This is a genomic window from Streptomyces sp. NBRC 110611 (assembly GCF_001590865.1).
Lineage (GTDB): Bacteria > Actinomycetota > Actinomycetes > Streptomycetales > Streptomycetaceae > Streptomyces.
The window spans coordinates 1-17,996 of the sequence record NZ_BBUY01000039.1 but is presented as its reverse complement, the minus strand read 5'-3'; the positions used below and the strand labels follow the sequence as shown (position 1 = coordinate 17,996).

Here is a 17,996-nt window from a genome sequence, read left to right as displayed (position 1 = left end):
GCCGTCCTCCTCGACGAGCAGGGCGAGCGCAACGCCTCCGCCGCGACGGCCGTCGAGGATCCGGTCGTCATCATCGGGATGGCCTGCCGGCTGCCCGGCGGTGTGCGGTCACCGGAAGACCTGTGGCGGCTCGTCCTGGACGGGCGCGACGGCATCACCGACTTCCCCACCGACCGGGGCTGGGACCTGGAAACCCTGCTGGGCGGAGCGGAGGGCGACCAGGGCCGCAGCTCCGCGTCCAAGGGCGGATTCCTGGACGACCTCGGGGAGTTCGATGCCCCGTTCTTCGGGATCTCACCGCGCGAAGCCATGGCGATGGACCCGCAGCAGCGGCTGATGCTGGAGACCTCCTGGGAGGCGATGGAGCGGTCCGGTATCGACCCGGAGTCCCTGCGGGGCACCGAGACCGGTGTCTTCGTCGGCACCACCGGCTCCGACTACGGCAGCATCCTGATGAACTCCGGCGAGGACGTCGAGGCCCACGCCAGCACCGGACTCGCGGGCAGCGTCCTCTCCGGGCGGCTGTCCTACACCTTCGGCCTGGAAGGCCCCGCCGTCACCGTCGACACCGCGTGCTCGTCCTCGCTCGTCTCGCTGCACATGGCGGTACAGGCGCTGCGCAACGGCGAGTGCTCGCTGGCGCTGGCCGGCGGTGTGACACTGCTGTCCACGCCCATGAGCATCGCCGGATTCAGCAGGCAGGGCGCGCTGGCGACGGACGGCCTGTGCAAGGCGTTCTCGGACGCGGCCGACGGCACGGGCTGGGCGGAAGGCGTGGGCGTTCTCGTCGTGGAGCGGCTGTCCGACGCCCGCCGCAACGGTCACGAAATCCTGGCCGTCGTGGGGGGATCGGCCATCAACCAGGACGGCGCGTCCAACGGCCTGACCGCGCCCAACGGCCCCTCCCAGCAGCGCGTCATCCGCCAGGCCCTGGCCACCGCCGGGCTGTCGACCGGTGAGGTGGACGCGGTCGAGGCCCATGGCACCGGAACGACCCTGGGCGACCCGATCGAGGCTCAGGCACTGCTGGCCACGTACGGCCAGGGCCGTGACCCCGAACGCCCGCTGCTGCTCGGCTCGCTCAAGTCGAACATCGGCCACACCATGGCGGCGGCCGGTGTCGCCAGCGTCATCAAGATGGTCATGGCGCTGCGGCACGGTGTGCTGCCGCGCACCCTCCACGTCGACACACCGTCCTCCCACGTCGACTGGACGGCCGGCGACGTCAAGCTCCTCACGGAGGCCACCGACTGGCCGGACACCGGACGCCCGCGCCGCGCCGCGGTGTCCTCGTTCGGAATGAGCGGCACCAACGCCCACGCCATCCTCGAACAGGCCCCGGAGAGCGCCCAGGTACCCGGACCGGACACTCCGGATACCCCGTCGGATGCACCGGACGCCCGGTCCGTCGAGCCGGGGGCCGTCCCGTGGCTGGTCTCCGGCAAGTCGGCCCAGGCGCTGTCCGACGGGATCGGTCTGCTGCGCGACTGGGTGGGTGCGCGGCCGGACCTCTCACCGGCCGATGTGGGCTTCTCGCTGGCCACGGGGCGTTCGGCGTTCGAGCACCGCGCGGTGCTCCTGGCCGGCGACGAGGTCGCGCGCGGCACGGCCGAGGATCGCTCGCTGGCGATGCTCTTCCCGGGCCAGGGCGGCCAGCGAGCCGGGATGGGCCGCGAACTGTACGACCGGTTCCCGGCGTTCGCCAAGGCCCTGGACGAGGTACTGGCTCACTTCGACGACGAGCTGCGGGGGGTGATGCTCACCGACGCGGAGCGGCTGGACCAGACCCGGTTCACCCAGCCGGCCCTGTTCGCCGTCCAGGTGGCGCTGTTCCGGCTGGTCGAATCCCTGGGCGTGCGCCCCGACTTCGTCGCCGGGCACTCGTTCGGGGAGATCGCCGCCGCACATGTCGCCGGGGTCCTCTCGCTGAAGGACGCCTGCACCTTGGCGGCGGCCCGCGGGCGGCTGATGAACACCCTGGAGGGGCAGGGCGCCATCATGGTGGCGGTCCAGGCCAGCGAGGAGGAGGCGGCCGCGCGACTGGTCGACGGCGTCTCGATCGCGGCGATCAACGGACCGGACTCGGTCGTCGTCGCCGGCGACGAGGTCCCCGTGCGGCGCATCGCCGAGGCGTTCACCGCCGAAGGCCGCAAGACGCGGCAGGTGGCGGTGAAGGTCGCGGGACACTGCCCGCTGATGGACCCGATCCTGGACGACTTCCGCCAGGTCGCCGAGGGCCTCACCTACCAGGCGCCGCGCATCCCCGTCGTCTCGACCGTGACCGGCGAGCGCGCCTCGGCGGAGCTGATGTGCTCCGCCGACTACTGGGTCCGCAACGTCCGCGAGCCCGTGCGCTTCGCCGACGCCGTACGCGCCCTGGCCGCCGAAGACGCCTCGGCCTTCCTGGAGTTGAGCACCGACGGCGTACTGACGGGAATGGTCCCGCACAACGTGGACGGCACCGTGATCGCCGCCAGCACTCTGCGGAAGGACCGGCCCGAGGAGACGGCGCTGCTCACCGCCCTGGCGCAACTGCACGTCGCGGGCGTCGCAGCGGACTGGGCGCGGATCTTCGACGGCACCGGCGCGCGCCGCGTCGACCTGCCCACCTACCCGTTCCAGCGCCAGCGCTACTGGCCGAAGCGGACGGTGACGGCAGGCGATGTGGCCGCCGCGGGCCTGCTGCCGACGGAACATCCGCTGCTGGGCGCGGCGGTGCCGCTGGCGGACGGCGGCGGAATGCTGTTCACCAGCCGGCTGTCGACGGACACCCACCCCTGGCTCAAGGACCACGTGGCGGGCGGGACGGCCGTCTTCCCCGCCTCCGGCTTCGTCGAACTCGCCATTCGGGCCGGTGACCAGTGCGGCTGCGACACGGTCAGCGAACTCGACCTCGGCACACCGCTGGTGCTCACCGACGGCGCGGCCCCGGTGATCCAGGTGTGGCTCGGCGCCCCCGACGACGAGGGCAGCCGGCAGATCCGGTTCTACGCACGGCCCCAGGCCGCACCGGACGAGCCGTGGACCCAGCACGCCACCGGCACCCTCGCCACCGGCCAGTACACCGAGTCCCTCGACGTGTCCGTCTGGCCGCCGAGCGACGCGTCCGACGTCGACCTGGACGGCCATGACGAAGGGGCCGAGTACGGCCCCGCCTTCCGCGGGCTGCGAGCCGCCTGGGTCCGCGGCGACGAGACCTACGTCGAAGCCGAACTCCCGGACGGCATCGCCTCCGACGCCCCGTCCTTCGGCCTGCATCCCGCACTGCTCGAAGCGGTCCTGCACGGCACCGCCTTCAGCGGCGCCGGCGACGAGGAACACACCTTCCGCGCCGCCTCCTGGCGCGATGTGTCGCTGCACGCCTCCGGCGCCTCGGCCGTACGGGCACGGATCACCAGGACCGGTGCGGACTCCGTCGGCCTCACCGCGGTCGACGCCGCCGGGGAACCCGTACTGTCGGCGCGCAGCCTCACGCTGCACGCCCTGGTGGACGCCCCCAAGCGTGCCGTGCGTGGCCGGCACGAGCGGCTACTGCGCCTGGAGTGGGTCCCCGCACCGCGCACGGAGGACGCAGCGGGTACGGAGGGCGCGCCGGGCCTGCGGAGCACCGTACTGGCGCCCCTGGGGACCGCGTCCCTCGCCGACATCACGGGCACCCCGGACCTGGTCGTGGTTCCCGTGCCCCGGACGGCGGACGGCTTCCCTCAGGCCGTGCACGAACGCACGGCACAGGCCCTGCTCCTGGTACAGGACTGGATCGCCGACGAGCGCTTCACCACGTCCCAGCTGGTGTTCCTGACGTCTGGTGCCGTCGACGGCGGCGACCTGGCCGGTTCGGCCGTCTGGGGCCTGGTGCGCTCGACGATCGCGGAGCACCCCGGCCGCTTCATCCTGGCCGACATCGAGGAGCCGGGCGACATCGGCGACGGTGGCGGTGACCTCGCGACGCTGCTCGAAGCCCTGCCGGGCCTGCTGTCCTCCGGCGAGACCCAGTTCGTCGTCCGCGACCAGGCGGTGCTCATCGGGCGGCTGGCCCGGCTGTCCGACGACGCCGGTCCGCGGCCGTCGGAGTGGGACCCCGAGGGGACCGTACTGATCACCGGCGGCACCGGCGGTCTGGGGATCGAGCTGGCCCGGTGGCTCGCCGCGCGCGGTACCCGGCACCTGCTGCTGGTCAGCCGCAGTGGCCCGGCCGCGCCCGGAGCGGCCGAACTGGCCGACGAGCTGCGGACGATGGGCGCGCTGCCCACGATCGCGGCTTGTGACACGGCGGACCCGGAAGCGCTCGCCGGCCTGCTGGCCGACATCCCGGCGGAGCACCCGCTGACCGCGGTCGTCCACCTCGCCGGTGTCCTCGACGACGGCGTGGTCACCGCCCTGACCCCGGAGCGCCTGACACCGGTGCTGCGGCCGAAGGCGGACGCCGCCTGGCATCTGCACCAGGCCACCAAGGACCTCGGCCTGTCCGCGTTCATCATGTTCTCCTCCGCCTCCGGAGTGCTGGGCGCCCCGGGCGTGGCCAACTACGCGTCCGCGAACGCCTTCCTGGACGGCCTGGTCCGGCACCGCGCCGCCCTGGGCCTGCCGGGCCAGTCGCTGGTGTGGGGCCACTGGGACGGCGGCGGCATGGCCGAAGCGCTGAACCAGGCCACCGTGGCGCGCATGCGGCTCAACGGTATGGCGCCGGTCTCCATCGAGGAGGGCATGGACCTGTTCGACAGCGCTCGCCGCCACGCCGAGCCCGTCGTGATGGCGGTGGGCCTGATCCCCGGGGCCAAAGTGCCGCACGGCGAGATCCCCCCGATGTTCCGCGGGCTGGTCCGCCAGAGCAGGCGGACCGCCTCGAACGCCACGGCCACGTCCGGCACCCCGGCCACCTTCGCCCAGCGACTGCTGACACTGCCGGAGCGGGAGCGCGCGAGCCACCTCGTCGACCTCGTCCGTACCGAGGCCGCCACCATCCTCGGCTATGCCTCCGCCGAGGAGATCGAGGACCGCAGGGAGTTCTACGCCCTGGGCTTCGACTCGCTGACCTCGGTCGAGCTGCGCAACCGGCTCGCCATGATCACCGGACTCCAGCTGCCGACCACGCTGGTCTTCGACCACAAGACGCCCGCGGACCTCGGCGCCCGGCTGCGCAGTGAATTCGCCGCACAGCCGGGATCGGCCGGCGGCTCGTCGTCCGGCTTGGGCCTCCTGGCCGGGCCGGAGCCCGACTCGCTGGAGCGGCTGTTCCTCGACGCCATGGACGAGGGCAGGTTCCCGGAGGCCCGGCGCATGCTGTCGGCCCTGACGGGCCTGCGCCCGACCTTCGAGCACACGGCCGAACTGGCCGAGCTGCCGCTGCCGACCACGCTCACCGAGGGCCCCGCCGAGCCGCGGCTGATCTGCATCAGCACGCCCACCGCCACCGGCGGCGTCCATGAGTACGCCCGGTTCGCCGCGCCCTTCCGGGGGGAGCGGCACATCAGCGCGCTGCCCCTGGTCGGCTTCGCCGCCGGGGAACGGCTGCCGGCCACACCCCACAGCGCGGTCAGGACCGTCGCGGAGAGCGCCCTGAGTGCGAGCGACGGCCACCCCTTCATCCTGGTCGGGCACTCCTCCGGCGGTTCGTACGCCTACGTGGCCGCGGGTCTGCTGGAGCACACCTGGGGCATCAGGCCCGAGGCCGTGGTGCTGCTGGACACCATCAGCATCCGGCACGACGACCGGGAGGAGGTCGACTTCGACAGCCTGATGCACCGCAACTTCCTGGTCGACGCGGAATCACCGGTGCGGGTGACGAACTCCCGGCTGTCCGGGATGGGGCGGTGGATGAACCTGCTGGGCAAGCTCGATGTGCAGCACACGACCGCCCCCGTGCTGATCGTCCGCGCCGCCAAGGAGGCCTTCGCGCTGGAGGGCACCGCGGCCGTCTCGGGCGACGAGCCGAAGAGCGACATGATCCCGTCGGCCGACGTCCGCGTCGTGGACGCGGACCACTTCTCCATCGTCCGGGACGACGCCCCGCAGACCGCGCGGATCGTCGACGACTGGCTCACCACCCTCGGGCAGGACTGACACCCGGTCAGGAGGTCGGGTGACCCGGAGTGCGGGTGACCCAGGACGACACCACAGGACAGGAACGTCACGGCGGGCGGCCATCGGGCCGCCCGCCGCGGCATGTCCCGCCAGGTGTCTGCGGCGTATTCCGCCAGGTGTCTAGGGAAACCCGCAGTCCGACATGAGCAAGATGGCTGGGAAACAGATCGGACACGAGTGTCGGCGCACCATGTCCGAAGTCCGGCATTCCACCGAGCGATTGGCGTCCTGATGTCGAACGAGGAGAAGCTGCGCGCATACCTCAAGCGCGCGATCGCGGACCTCCACGAGACCCGTCAGCAGCTGGGCGAGACGGAGCACAAGCAACGCGAGCCCCTCGCGATCGTCTCCATGGCCTGCCGCTTCCCCGGAGGCGTCCGCTCACCGGAAGACCTCTGGGAGCTGCTGAGCGGCGGCGTCGACGCGATCTCCGCCTTCCCCCGCAACCGCGGCTGGGACCTCGACGGGCTCTACGACCCCGACCCGGCCCACCCGGGCACCGCCTACTCCCGCGAGGGCGGATTCCTCCACGACGCGGGCGAGTTCGACCCCGGATTCTTCGGGATCTCCCCGCGTGAGGCCCTCGCCATGGACCCCCAGCAGCGGCTGCTGCTGGAGACGGCGTGGGAAGCCGTCGAACGCGCGGGCATCGACCCCGGGGCGCTGGCGGGCAGCGACACCGGCGTGTTCGTCGGCACCGGCCACGGCGGGTACGACGCGGACGGCGGCAGGCGCACCGACGAGGTGGGCGGACACCTGCTGACCGGCAACCACATCAGCATCGCCTCCGGCCGGATCTCCTACATCCTGGGCCTGGAAGGCCCCGCGCTGACCGTGGACACGGCCTGCTCCTCGTCACTGGTCGCCCTGCACCTGGCGGCGCACGCGCTCCGGCGCGACGAGTGCTCGCTGGCCCTGGTGGGCGGCGCGACCGTGATGTCCACCCCGCAGATGTTCGTGGAGTTCTCCCGCCAGCGCGGCCTGGCGCCCGACGGCCGCTGCAAGCCGTTCGCGGCCGCCGCCGACGGCACCGGCTGGAGCGAGGGCGTCGGCCTGCTGCTGGTCGAACGGCTCTCCGACGCGCTGCGGCACGGCCACCCCGTACTCGCCGTGGTCAGGGGCTCGGCCGTCAACCAGGACGGCGCGTCCAACGGTCTGACCGCCCCCAACGGCCCCTCCCAGCAGCGGGTCATCCGCCAGGCGCTGTCCGGCGCCGGGCTCACCGCCGCCGACGTCGACGCCGTGGAGGCCCACGGCACCGGCACCACGCTCGGCGACCCCATCGAGGCCCACGCCCTGCTGGCCACCTACGGCCGGCAGCGCCCCGCGGACCGCCCGGTGCTGATCGGCTCCATGAAGTCCAACATCGGGCACACCCAGGCCGCCGCCGGCATCGCCGGCGTGATGAAGATGGTGCTGGCGATGCGGCACGGACAGCTGCCCCGGACCCTCCACCTGGACGAGCCCACACCGCACGTCGACTGGAGCGAGGGCAACGCCCGGCTGCTGACCGAAGCCGAGCCCTGGCCCACCGCGGAGCGGCCGCGCCGTGCGGCGGTCTCCTCCTTCGGCATCAGCGGCACCAACGCCCACGTCATCCTGGAACAGGCCCCCGCACCCGCACCTGCACACGAGCCCGGGACCGAGACCGGGTCCGGGACCGAGCCGGCACCGGAGACCGTCGCCCGGCCCGGCGTGCTGCCCTGGATCCTGTCCGCACGCACCGGCGACGCCCTGCGGGCCCAGGCCGAGCGGCTCGCCCGCCATGTCCGCGCCCGGTCCGCGCTCGAACCCGCCGACGTCGCCCACTCCCTCGTGGCCACCAGGCCCCTCATGGAGCACCGCGCGGCCGTCGTCGCCGGCGACCGCGACGCCTTCCTCAGCGGCCTGGACGCCCTCGCCGCCGGCCGCACCGCGCCCGGACTGGCCACCGGCACCGCCGCCACCACCCCCGTGGCGTTCCTCTTCGCCGGACAGGGCTCCCAGCGCCCGGGCATGGGACGCGAACTGTACGGCTGCCACTCCGAGTTCGCCCAGGCCTTCGACGCGGTCTGCGCCGCACTCGACCCGCACCTGGACCGGCCGCTCCGCGACCTCGTCTTCGCCGACGCAGGCACCCCGGACGCCGCCCTGCTCGACCACACCGTCTACACCCAGGCAGCGCTCTTCGCCCTGGAGACCGCCCTGTTCCGGCTCGTCGAATCCTGGGGCATGACCCCGCAGTTCGTCGCCGGCCACTCCATCGGCGAGGTCACCGCCGCCCACGTGGCCGGCGTCCTCTCCCTCGAGGACGCCGCACGACTGGTGGCGGCGCGCGGCACCCTCATGCAGGCGCTGCCCGAAGGCGGCGCCATGGTGGCCGTCCAGGCCGCCGAGGAGGAGATCCGGGCATCCCTGGCGGGCCACGAGCAGCGCGCCGCCCTCGCCGCGGTCAACGGCCCCGACTCCACGGTCATCTCGGGCGACGAGGAGACCGTCCGTGTCCTCGCGGCCCACTGGCAGGCGCAGGGGCGCCGCACCAAGCGGCTGCGCGTGAGCCACGCCTTCCACTCCCCGCATATGGACGGCATGCTGGAGGACTTCGGCCGGGTCGCCGAGAGCCTGGCCTTCCACGCCCCGCGCATCCCCGTGGTCTCCACGGTCACCGGCGCGCTGGCCACCGACGAGGAACTGCGCTCGCCGCGGTACTGGACCGGCCAGGTCCGCGAAGCCGTCCGGTTCGAAGCCGCCGTACGGGCCCTCGAAGCCGAGGGCGTGACCACCTTTGTGGAGATCGGCCCCGGCGGCGTGCTCACCCCCATGGTCCAGGACTGCCTGACCACCCCCGACGAGCCCGTCCCCGCCGTACCCCCTGTTCTGGTACCCCTCCTTCGCGCCGGCCGCCCCGAAGCCCAGGCCCTCGCCGAGGGCATCGCCACCGCCTCCGTACACGGCGCCCGCGTCGACTGGCGCACCTGCCTGGGCACCCTCGGCGCCACCCGCGTCGAGCTGCCGACGTACGCCTTCCAGCGCCAGTGGTACTGGCTGGAGCCGGCCGGGAAGACCGACGAGATCCCGGCCGCCGCCGAGGCCGGCGAAGCCGGATTCTGGGCGGCCGTCGAACGCGAGGACCTCCAGGAGCTGTCGGCCGTCCTGGCCATCGACGGCACCGAGGCCGACTCGCTCGGCACCCTCCTGCCCACCCTCTCCTCATGGCGCAGACAGCGCAGGACCCAGGCGACGGCGGACAAGTGGAGCTACCGCACGACATGGGCCCCGCTCGCCGGCCCCGCCGGCCCCGCGGCCGGCGGACACTGGCTCGTCGTCCTGCCCGAAAGCGCCACCGACGACCCCTGGGCCACCCGCCTCCTGGACACCCTGCGCGAACACGGCCTGCACACCGAGCTCCACGTACTGCCCGGCACCCACGGACCCGCCGAGCCGCTCGACCGGCCGGACACACCCGTCGACGGCGTGCTCAGCCTGCTGGCCCTCGACGAGCGGCCGCACCCGGACCTGGCCTCCGTACCGCGCGGCGTGGCCGCCACCGCCACACTGCTGCGCGCCCTGGAGACCTCAGGCCTCCAGGCACCGCTGTGGTGCGTGACCCGCGGCGCCGTCGCCGTCGACCGGCACGACCCGCTCACCAGCCCCGTACAGGCCCAGACATGGGGTCTGGGACGGGTGGCCGCGCTGGAGTTCCCGCAGAACTGGGGCGGGCTCGTCGACCTCCCCGACAGCGTCGACGACCGGGCCGGATCCGCCCTGCTGAGCCTCCTCGCCTCGGGGGAGGACCAGGCCGCGATCCGGTCGGCCGGGCTCTTCGCCCGCCGCCTGGAGCACCTCGCACCCGGCGGCGACGCCGGCGACCGGTGGACCGCACACGGCACCGTCCTGGTCACCGGCGGCACCGGCGCACTGGGCGGGCAGGTTGCCCGCTGGCTGGCGGACGCCGGGGCCGAACACCTCGTCCTCACCGGCCGCCGGGGCCTCGACGCCCCCGGCGCCCGGGAACTCGCCCACTCGCTCACCGAGCGGGGCACCCGGGTCACCGTCGCCGCCTGCGACGCCGCCGACCGCGACGCCCTGGCGTCCGTACTGGCCGCCATCCCCGCCGACGCGCCCCTGACCGGCGTCGTCCACGCCGCCGGAGTACTGGACGACGGCGTCCTGGACGCCCTCACCCCCGACCGCTTCGCGACCGTACTGCGCCCCAAGGCCACCGCCGCACTGCACCTGCACGAACTCACCCGGGACCTCGACCTGGAGATGTTCGTGCTGTTCTCCTCCGTCGTCGGCGTCCTGGGCAACGCCGGACAGGCCAACTACGCCGCCGCCAACGCCTTCCTGGACGCCCTGGCCGAGCAGCGCCGCCGGCAGGGGCTGCCGGCCACCTCGGTGGCCTGGGGCCCCTGGGCGGACCACGGCATGGCCGCCGACAGCGACGCCGCCGACCGGATGAGCCGTGGCGGACTGATCCCCATGGCGGCCGCCCCCGCCCTCGCCGCCCTGCGGCAGGCCCTCGCCCAGGACCTGGCCAATGTGACCGTGGCCGACATCGACTGGGCCGCGTACGCCCCCGCCGTGACCGCCGTCCGCCCCAGCCCCCTCATCGCCGAACTTCCCGAGGTACGCCGCGCCCTCGGCGCCGCCGACGGCCCGCGCCCGCAGCGCTCCGCACTGCGCGACCGCATCGCCGTACTGCCCGTCGCCGAACAGGAACCGGCCCTGCTGGACATGGTCCGGGAGGAGGCCGCGCAGGTTCTCGGACACCCCACACCCGAGAGCGTCGTCGCCCAACGCGCCTTCCAGGAGCAGGGATTCGACTCGCTGATGGCGGTCGAGCTGCGCAACCGGCTCTCCGCCGCGACAGGCCTGCGGCTGCCCGCCACCCTCCTGTTCGACCACCCCAGCCCGGACGCGGTCGCCGGGTACCTGCGCTCCGAAGTCCTGGGCGCCGCGGGGCCCGCCACGGTCGTACGGGCGTCGGCCGCCGCCCTCGACGAACCGGTGGCGATCGTCGGCATGGCCTGCCGCTTCCCCGGCGGCGTGCACTCGCCCGAGGCGCTGTGGCAGCTGCTGGCCGAGGGCCGCGACGCCATCACCCCCATGCCCGCCGATCGGGGCTGGGACCTGGACCGGCTCTACCACCCGGACCCCGACCACCAGGGCACCAGCTACGCCCGCGGCGGTGGCTTCCTGGACGGTGTGGCCGGCTTCGACGCGGACTTCTTCGGCATCTCGCCGCGCGAGGCCCTCGCCATGGACCCGCAGCAGCGGCTGCTCCTGGAGACCACCTGGGAGGTGCTCGAACAGGCGGGTATCGACCCGGAGTCGCTGCGGGGCAGCAGCACCGGTGTCTTCGCGGGCACCAACACCCAGGACTACGGCACGGTCCTGGACGCGGCGCAGGACGAAGCCGGCGGGCACCGGCTCACCGGCAACGCGATGAGCGTCGTCTCCGGCCGGGTCTCCTACACCTTCGGCTTCGAAGGACCGGCGGTCACGGTGGACACGGCGTGCTCCTCCTCGCTGGTGGCCCTGCACCTGGCGGCGCAGTCGCTGCGCCAGGGCGAGTGCTCCCTGGCGGTCGCGGGCGGCGTCACGGTGATGTCCACCCCGTCCTCCTTCGTGGAGTTCGCCCGGCAGCGCGGGCTGGCGCCCGACGGCCGCTGCAAGCCGTTCGCGGCCGCCGCCGACGGCACCGGCTGGAGCGAGGGCGTCGGCCTGCTGCTGGTGGAACGGCTCAGCGACGCCCGCCGCAACGGCCATCAGGTGCTCGCTGTCGTCCGCGGCTCGGCCGTCAACCAGGACGGCGCGTCCAACGGCCTGAGTGCACCCAGCGGCCCGTCCCAGCAGCGGGTGATCCGGCAGGCCCTGGCGAACGCTCAGCTGGCCGCCTCCGAGGTCGACGCCGTGGAGGCCCACGGCACGGGCACGACGCTCGGCGACCCGATCGAGGCCCAGGCACTGCTGGCCACCTACGGCCAGGAGCGGCCTTCGGAGCGTCCGTTGCTGCTGGGCGCGGTGAAGTCCAACCTGGGGCACACCCAGGCCGCCGCCGGTGTGGCGGGCGTGCTGAAGATGGTGCTGGCGATGCGGCACGGCGTCCTGCCGCGCACCCTGCACGTCGACGAACCCACCGGGCACGTCGACTGGACCGCGGGCGCGGTTGAGCTGCTCACCGCGCACACGGACTGGCCCGAGACCGGCCACCCCAGGCGCGGCTCGGTCTCCGCGTTCGGCATCAGCGGCACCAACGCGCACGTGGTCCTGGAGCTGCCGTCGGACCTGGAGCTGCCCTCGGACCCGGAGCTGCCCTCGGACCTGGAGTTGCCCTCGGAACCACACGCGGAACTGGCCTCGGCCACGGAACCCGACGCGACGCTCACCGCCTCCGACGGGACGGCACCGCTGCTGCTCTCCGCCAAGAGCGAGCAGGCCCTGCGCGCCCAGGCGGCCCGACTGCGCTCCCACCTCGACCGCGCGCCCGCGCCCCGGCTCGTGGACGTCGCCCACACGCTGATGACCCGCCGCACGGCCTTCGCCCACCGCGCGGCCGTCCGCGCCGACGACCACGGCACCGCGCTGCGCGCCCTGACCGCACTGGCCGCGGGGGAGGCCGACCCCGCCGTGGACACGGGCACGGCCCACACCGGCCGGGACGCCGTCCTCTTCTCCGGCCAGGGGTCGCAACGCCTCGGCATGGGCCGTGAGCTGCACGCCCGCCACCCGGCCTTCGCGGCGGCGTTCGACGCGGTCTGCGCGGCCTTGGACGAGCACCTGGACCACCCCCTGCGGGACGTCGTCTGGGGCGAGGACGCGGAACTGCTGAACCAGACGGCCTACGCCCAGGCCGGGCTGTTCGCCATCGAGGTGGCCCTGTTCCGGCTCGTGGAATCCTGGGGCGTCGGGCCGCGGTACGTGGCCGGGCACTCCGTCGGCGAGATCGCCGCCGCGCATGTCGCCGGAGTGTTCTCGCTGGCCGACGCCTGCGCGCTGGTGGCGGCGCGCGGACGGCTCATGCAGGCCCTGCCCGCCGGCGGCGCGATGGCGGCGATCCGGGCCACCGAGGAGGAGGTACTCCCGCACCTGACCGGGGACGTGGCGATCGCCGCCCTCAACGGCCCCCGGGACACCGTGGTATCGGGCGCCGAGGCCGCCGTGCTCGCGCTCGCCGCGCACTTCGAAGCCGAGGGCCGCAAGGCCACCCGGCTACGGGTCTCGCACGCCTTCCACTCACCCCTGATGGAGCCGATGCTGGCCGATTTCCGCGCCGTCGCCGAGAGCCTGACCTACGGCGAGCCGGAGCTGGCCGTCGTGTCGAACGTCACCGGTGAACTCGCCACCCCGGACCAGCTTCGCACGCCCGAGTACTGGGTGACCCACGTCCGCGCCGCGGTGCGGTTCGCCGACGGGATCCGCGCCCTGTGCACGCAGGGTGTGACGCGCTTCCTGGAGCTGGGCCCCGACGGGACGCTCTCGGCCATGGCGCGCGCGTCGCTGCCGGACGGCGACACCGCCGACCGGAGCGCTCCCGGGGAGACCGCCCTCGTCCCCGCCCTGCGCCGGGACCGCCCCGAGGCAGCCACCCTCCTCGCGGCCCTGACGCAACTGCACGTGCGCGGCGCCGAGATCGACTGGTCCGCCGTCCTCGCCGGCCGGGACGCGCGCGCCATCGATCTGCCGACGTATGCCTTCCAGCACCAGCGGTACTGGCCGACTCCCGACCACACCCGGGCCGGGGACCTCGGCGCCGCCGGTCTCGAAGCGGCCGGGCACCCGCTGCTGAGCGCCGCCGTGGAACTCCCCGACGGCGACGGCCTGCTGTTCACCACACGCCTCTCACTCGCCTCCCACCCCTGGCTGGCCGGGCACGTCGTCCTGGGCTCGGTCCTGCTGCCGGGCACGGCATTCGTCGAACTCGCGATCCGCGCCGCCGACGAGGCGGGCTGCGACCGCATCGACGAACTGACCCTGGCCGCCCCGCTCATCCTGCCCGAGCGCGGCGGCGTACACCTCCAGCTGCGGGTGGGCCCCGCCGACGAGGCGGGCCGCCGCACCTTCGGCGTACGCTCCAGGACGGAGGAGCGGGACGGCGACCGCCCATGGGTGCAGCACGCCACCGGCGTCCTCGCGGAAGGGGAGCAGGCGGCCGAACCCGGCTACGACTTCTCCGCCGAGTCCTGGCCGCCCGCCGACGCCGAGGCCGTCGATCTGGCCGGCCTCTACGCGGACTTCGCCGCACGCGGCTTCGACTACGGTCCGCGGTTCCAGGGGCTCCGGACCGCCTGGCGCCGTGGCGACGAGGTGTTCGCCGAGGTCGCCCTGCCCGCCGACGCGGAAGGCGAGGCATCCGCGTACGGCGTCCACCCGGCGCTGCTGGACGCCGCCCTGCACGTCGTCGCGTTCAACGGAGTGGACCACGGCGTCGTGCCCTTCTCCTGGGAGGGCGTCTCGCTGCACGCCTCCGGCGCCGCGGCTGTACGGGTCCGGGTCGCCCGGCACAGCAGCGACACGGTATCCGTGGACGTCGCCGACACCGCGGGCGAACCTGTCGCCTCCATCGGCACGCTCGTCCTGCGGGCGGTCTCCGCCGACGGGCTGGAAGGCGGCGCGGGCCCAGTGGCCCGTGACGCCCTCTTCCGCCTCCAGTGGAACCCCGTACGCCTGCCGGTGGCCGGGGCCGGGGCCGGGCACAGGGAAGGGGACGGGGAAGGAGCCGAGGAGACCGTCGCGACGATCGGCTCCCTCGCCGGCGCACGGTTCGACAGCTACCCGGACCTGGCTTCCCTGGCCCGGCCCGGTCGGGTGCCGGGGACGGTGCTGGTACCGGTGGGAACCGAATCCGGCGAGGTAGTGGAATCGGCACACGCCACGGCCGCCCGGGCACTGGACCTGGCTCAGTCCTGGCTGGCGGATGAGCGGTTCGCGGACTCGCGTCTGGTGTTTGTGACGCGTGGTGCGGTGTCGGGTGTGGATCTGGCGGGTGCGGCGGTGTGGGGTCTGGTGCGGTCGGCGCAGTCGGAGCATCCGGGCCGCTTCGGTCTGGTGGATCTGGCCGATGACGCCGAACTGTCGCTCCTGCCCGGGGCGTTGGCGTCGGACGAGTCGCAGTTGCTGGTGCGTGGTGGTGAGGTGCTGGCGGCGCGGCTGGCCCGTGCCCAGGCGCGGCAGGCATTCACCTGGGATCCGTCCGGCACGGTTGTGATCACTGGTGGGACGGGTGGTCTGGGCCGCGTGGTGGCACGTCATCTGGTGGCCGAGCACGGGGTGCGTGATGTGGTGCTGGTCAGCCGTAGTGGCCCGGCCGCCGACGGCGCGCAGGAGCTGGTGGCCGAGCTTCGGGGTATCGGTGCGGATGTGGCCGTCGAGGCGTGTGATGTGACCGATGCGGGGGCCGTGGCGGACCTGATCGCTCGTTGTGCGCCCACGGCCGTGGTGCACACGGCCGGTGTTCTCGATGACGGTGTGGTGGAGTCACTGACCCCGGAGCGGTTGGCGGCGGTGCTGCGTCCGAAGGTGGACGCGGCCTGGTATCTGCACGAGGCGACCAGGGATGTGGATCTGGACGCGTTCGTGGTGTTCTCGTCCGTGGCGGGCACGATCGGCAGCGCGGGCCAGGCGAACTACGCGGCGGGCAACGCCTTCCTGGATGCGTTGGCGCATCACCGGCGGGCGGCGGGTCTGCCCGCGGTGTCGCTGGCGTGGGGCCCGTGGTCCCAGGAGGGTGGCATGACCGGCACCCTCACCGAAGCCGACCTCCAGCGCATCGCCCGCCAGGGCATGCCCGAACTCACCCCCGCGCAGGGCGTGGCCCTCTTCGACGCCGCGCTGGCGGCCGATGACGCCCAACTCCTCCCCGTCCGCTTCGACTTGACGACCCTGCGCGAGCAGGGAGAGGTGCCCCCGCTGCTGCGCGGCCTGATCAGGGCCCGCACCCGGCGGTCGGCGGTCGGCGGCTCGGCCGCGGTAGCCGGTCTGGCGGGACGCCTGAGCGGACTGGGCACGGTGGAGCGGCGCGAGCTGCTCCTGGACCTGGTCCGTGCCCAGATCGCGGTCGTCCTGGGCCATGCGAGCCCCGAGACGATCGACACGACCCGCGTCTTCCAGGACCTCGGTTTCGACTCCCTGACCGCGGTCGAACTCCGCAACCGCCTCAACAACGCGACCGGCCTGCGCCTCTCGGCCACCGCCGTCTTCGACTACCCCACGGCCGACGCGCTCGTCGGCTACCTGCTGGACGAGCTGTTCGGCGCGCAGGAGGAGGCCGAGCCGCCGGTGCGGACGCCGTCACCTGCGGGGGAGGAGGCCGACGACCCGGTGGTGATCGTCGGCATGAGCTGCCGGTACCCGGGAGGTGTCGCTTCCCCCGACGACCTGTGGCGGCTGGTGTCGGAGGGCGTGGACGCGGTGTCCGGCTTCCCCACCGACCGCGGCTGGGACGTGGAGACCCTCTACAACCCCGACCCCGAGGCCCTCGGCACCTCGTACACCCGCTCCGGAGGGTTCCTCCACGAGGCGTCGGAGTTCGATCCCGAGTTCTTCGGGATGAGCCCCCGTGAGGCGCTGGCGACCGACGCCCAGCAGCGGCTGCTGCTGGAGACGACCTGGGAGGCCATCGAGCGGACGGGCATCGACCCGGCGTCGCTGCGGGGCAGTCGTACGGGCGTCTTCGCGGGCGTGATGTACACCGACTACGGCGATCTCCTGGTCGGCGACCAGTTCGAGGGCTACCGGAGCAATGGCAGCGCGGCCAGCATAGCCTCGGGCCGGGTCTCCTATACGTTCGGTTTCGAGGGTCCGGCGGTCACGGTGGATACGGCGTGCTCGTCGTCGCTGGTGGCCCTGCACCTGGCGGCGCAGGCGCTGCGTTCGGACGAGTGCTCGCTGGCGGTCGCGGGCGGTGTGACGGTGATGTCGACACCGACGACCTTCGTGGAGTTCTCGCGGCAACGCGGACTGGCGGCGGACGGGCGCTGCAAGGCGTTCGCCGAGTCCGCCGACGGTGTCGGCTGGGGCGAGGGCGTGGGCATGCTCGTGCTGGAGCGTTTGTCGGATGCGCGGCGCCATGGGCATCGGGTGCTTGCGGTGGTGCGTGGTTCTGCGGTGAATCAGGATGGTGCGTCGAATGGTCTGACTGCGCCGAATGGTCCGTCGCAGCAGCGGGTGATCCGGCAGGCGCTGACGAGTGCCGGTCTGTCCGCCGCCGATGTGGATGCGGTGGAGGCGCACGGTACGGGTACGACGTTGGGTGACCCGATCGAGGCCCAGGCCCTGCTCGCCACCTATGGTCAGGGTCGGTCGGGGGGTCGGCCGTTGCTGTTGGGTTCGGTGAAGTCCAATATCGGGCATGCGCAGGCGGCTTCGGGTGTGGCGGGTGTGATCAAGATGGTGTTGGCGATGCGGCATGGTGTGTTGCCGCGGACGCTGCATGTCGATCAGCCGTCGACGCATGTGGACTGGAGTGCTGGAGCCGTCGAGTTGCTGACTTCTGCGGTTGAGTGGCCGCAGGGTGAGGGGCCGCGCCGTGCGGGCGTCTCCTCCTTCGGCGTCAGTGGGACGAACGCGCATGTGATCCTGGAGCAGCCCGAACCGGACGCGGCCGTACTGGACGCCGTACTGGACGCCCCATCCCGCACCCCGGTGACCGAGCCTGGCCCGCTGGCGTGGGTGCTCTCCGGCAGGAACGAGGCCGCGCTGCGCGGCCAGGCGGCACGCCTGCTGCCCCTGGTCGCCGGCCGTGACGCGCTGCCCGCACGGGACATCGGCCACTCGCTGGTGACGGGGCGGTCGAGCTTCACCCACCGTGCGGTGGTGTGGGGCCAGGACCGCGACGCACTGGTGCGTGCCCTGTCCGCACTCGCGGTGGGCGAGGCCGACGCCGGTCTGGCGGAGAGCGCGGCTGCCGCAGGGAAGACGGCCTTCCTCTTCTC

The 17,996-nt window shown here is 73.5% G+C and carries 2 protein-coding genes; both read left to right on the top strand.

The genetic code is table 11. The features are described 5' to 3' along the window. On the top strand, positions 1-6,060 hold a 6,060-nt coding region (locus AZE13_RS32505; protein WP_147264798.1), incomplete at its 5' end, for a type I polyketide synthase. Between the two features lie 252 nt (positions 6,061-6,312). Continuing rightward, positions 6,313-17,996 (top strand): type I polyketide synthase (locus tag AZE13_RS32500; RefSeq protein ID WP_079124613.1); only part of this gene is annotated, 11,684 nt, incomplete at its 3' end.